At 72.4% G+C, this 3,017-nt stretch carries 3 protein-coding genes; 2 read left to right on the forward strand and 1 reads right to left on the reverse strand.

The window, feature by feature from the left end:
• Positions 1–16: 16 nt before the first annotated feature.
• Positions 17–739, reverse strand: coding sequence for an IclR family transcriptional regulator (locus GWI24_RS42795; protein WP_210951419.1), 723 nt, complete (start codon positions 737–739; stop codon positions 17–19).
• 135 nt (positions 740–874) lie between these two features.
• Between GWI24_RS42795 and miaB the strand changes: the two genes are divergently transcribed.
• Positions 875–2,407 (forward strand): tRNA (N6-isopentenyl adenosine(37)-C2)-methylthiotransferase MiaB, encoded by a 1,533-nt coding sequence (gene miaB / locus GWI24_RS42800; protein ID WP_210951417.1) that lies wholly within the window; start codon positions 875–877, stop codon positions 2,405–2,407.
• A gap of 22 nt (positions 2,408–2,429) precedes the next feature.
• Positions 2,430–3,017: hypothetical protein (locus GWI24_RS42805; RefSeq protein WP_210951418.1), on the forward strand; the 588-nt coding region annotated here is incomplete at its 3' end.

The following is a 3,017-nucleotide window of genomic DNA, read 5'->3' on the forward strand; positions in this document are numbered from 1 at the left end:
TGCGGGCGCCGCCCGCTCACCTGCCGGAGCGCAGGGCCCTCGACAGACCCAGGGCCGCCGTCCGGACCGCCGGAGCCAGCTGCGCCGGCCGGAAGCGGCCGCGGGGCACGGCCACCGACAGCGCCGCCACCGAGGTCGGCCCGTCGAAGACGGGAGCCGCGATGCAGCTGACCCCCGGAGCCGCCTCTTCCTCCTCGTAGGCCAGACCCGCGACCTGGGCCTGCTCGACGGCCGTGCGCAGCCGGTCCGGATCGGTGATCGAGTGGGGTGTGAGGGCGGGCAGAGGTGCGGCCAGGATCTCCTCGACCAGTTCGGAGCCCGAGAACGCCAGAAGCGCCTTGCCGACGCCGGTGCAGGTCAGGGGCAGTCGGCCACCGATGCGGGACGGCAGCCGAAGGGCGTCGTGGCCGTGGATGCGCTCGACGTAGACCACCTCGTGGCCCTCGCACACCCCGAGGTGCACGGTCTCGTGGGTGGCCTCGAAGAGGTCCTGCAGGAACGGCAGCGCGGCCTCCCGCAGATCGCGCCGGCGCGGGACGAGTGAGCCCAGTTCGAAGAGGGCGCTTCCGAGCCGGTAGGTCTCGGCGTCACGTTCGAGGAGGCCGAGCCGGACCAGATCGGCGCAGAGCCGGAACACGGTGGTCTTGGCCAGCCCGGTCCGCGCGGACAGTTCTGTGAGACGGAACGCGCCGCCATCGGGACGGAAGCAGCCGAGGACGGCCATCGCCTTGTCGAGCATGTTGCCCTGTGCGCTGTTCCGTGTCATGGAACACAGTGTGCCGGTGCCCGAGCGTCGGCCCATACCCGGGGGACGGGTCGGTGGCCCGGTCCACCGCCCGGCAGAGGGGCTTCTGTGAGCGCCTACCCTTGTTGGGTGACCATCAGCAGCGACCGGAGCCCGGCAGTGGACGTTCAAGCACCCAAGAGCTACGAGATCCGCACCTACGGGTGCCAGATGAATGTCCACGACTCCGAGCGGCTCTCGGGCCTCCTGGAGCAGGCGGGCTATGTCCGCGCGCCCGAGGGCACCGGCGAGGGCGAGGCCGACATCGTCGTCTTCAACACCTGCGCGGTGCGGGAGAACGCCGACAACCGGCTGTACGGCAACCTCGGGCGGCTCGCACCGATCAAGGCCCGGCGGCCGGGCATGCAGATCGCCGTCGGCGGCTGTCTGGCCCAGAAGGACCGCGACACCATCGTCAACAAGGCCCCCTGGGTCGACGTGGTCTTCGGCACCCACAACATCGGCAGCCTGCCGGTGCTGCTGGAGCGCGCCCGCGTCCAGGAGGAGGCCCAGGTCGAGATCGCCGAGTCCCTGGAAGCCTTTCCCTCCACCCTGCCGACGCGGCGCGAGTCCGCGTACGCCGCATGGGTCTCCATCTCCGTGGGCTGCAACAACACCTGCACCTTCTGCATCGTCCCGGCGCTGCGCGGCAAGGAGAAGGACCGCCGCCCCGGCGACATCCTCGCCGAGGTGGAGACCCTGGTCGCCGAGGGTGTCACCGAGATCACCCTGCTCGGCCAGAACGTGAACGCGTACGGCTCCGACATCGGCGACCGCGAGGCGTTCAGCAAGCTGCTGCGCGCCTGCGGAAAGATCGAGGGCCTGGAGCGGGTCCGGTTCACCTCGCCGCATCCGCGCGACTTCACCGACGACGTCATCTCCGCCATGGCCGAGACGGAGAACGTGATGCCGCAGCTGCACATGCCGCTGCAGTCCGGCTCGGACACCGTGCTCAAGGCGATGCGCCGCTCGTACCGGCAGGAGCGCTACCTGGGCATCATCGAGAAGGTGCGCGCCGCGATGCCGGACGCCGCCATCTCCACCGACATCATCGTCGGCTTCCCCGGTGAGACGGAGGAGGACTTCGAGCAGACGCTGCACGTGGTGCGCGAGGCGCGCTTCGCCCAGGCGTTCACCTTCCAGTACTCCAAGCGGCCCGGGACGCCCGCCGCCGAGATGGACGGCCAGGTGCCCAAGGCGGTCGTCCAGGAGCGCTACGAGCGGCTGGTAGCCCTCCAGGAGGAGATCTCCTGGGAGGAGAACAAGAAGCAGGTCGGGCGCACGCTGGAGGTGCTGGTCGCCGAGGGTGAAGGCCGTAAGGACGACGCCACGCGGCGGCTGTCCGGCCGTGCCCCCGACAACCGTCTGGTGCACTTCGCGCGGCCCGAGGAGCCGGTGCGCCCCGGTGATGTCGTCACCGTCGACATCACCTACGCGGCCCCCCACCATCTGCTGGCCGAGGGCCCGGCCCGGGGCGTGCGGCGCACCCGCGCCGGAGACGCCTGGGAGCGGCGGAACGCGCCCGAGGAGAAGAAGCCCGCGGGTGTGATGCTGGGCCTGCCGACGGTGGGTGCCCCGCCGCCGCAGCCGGCCGCGCCCACCGCGGGCTGCGGCTGCGACTGAGCGCACGGCTAGGCTCACGATCATGCTGATCGCCGCCGCCGTCTGTCCGTGTCCGCCGCTGCTGGTGCCCGAGGTCGCCGCCGGAGCCGCCCCCGAGCTGGACGGGCTGCGCGCGGAGTGCGTCGAGGTCATCCACGCCCTCGCGGCGGCGCGTCCGGAGCGGCTGATCGTGGTGGGGCCCGCCGATCGCGCCGGGCGCGGGGCGCATGCGCAGGGCGCGGCCGGATCGTTCCGCGGTTTCGGAGTGGAAGTGGATGTGCGGCTCGCCGCGCCGGTGGCGGGGGAGTCCGGCTGCGAGGACGCCGCGGACGGCGGGTCCTCGCGCTCGCTGCCGACGTCGCTGGCGGTCGGCGCCTGGCTGCTGGAGCACGCGGGGTGGGACCCGGCGGTGCCCGTCGAGGGGTTGGGCGTGGGGGAACCTCTCGCGGCCGAGCGGTGTATTCAAGTCGGAAGGGAGCTCGCCGGGCGGGCGGAGCGGGTCGCGCTGCTGGTGATGGGCGACGGCACCGCATGCCGCACGCTGAAGGCGCCGGGCTATCTCGACGAGCGGGCAGCCGCGTTCGACGCCGAGGTGGCGCGGTCGCTGGCGGCCGCCGACACCGGGGCGCTG

It is taken from the genome of Streptomyces sp. MK37H, from assembly GCF_018035285.1.
In the GTDB taxonomy this organism is placed as follows: domain Bacteria; phylum Actinomycetota; class Actinomycetes; order Streptomycetales; family Streptomycetaceae; genus Streptomyces; species Streptomyces endocoffeicus.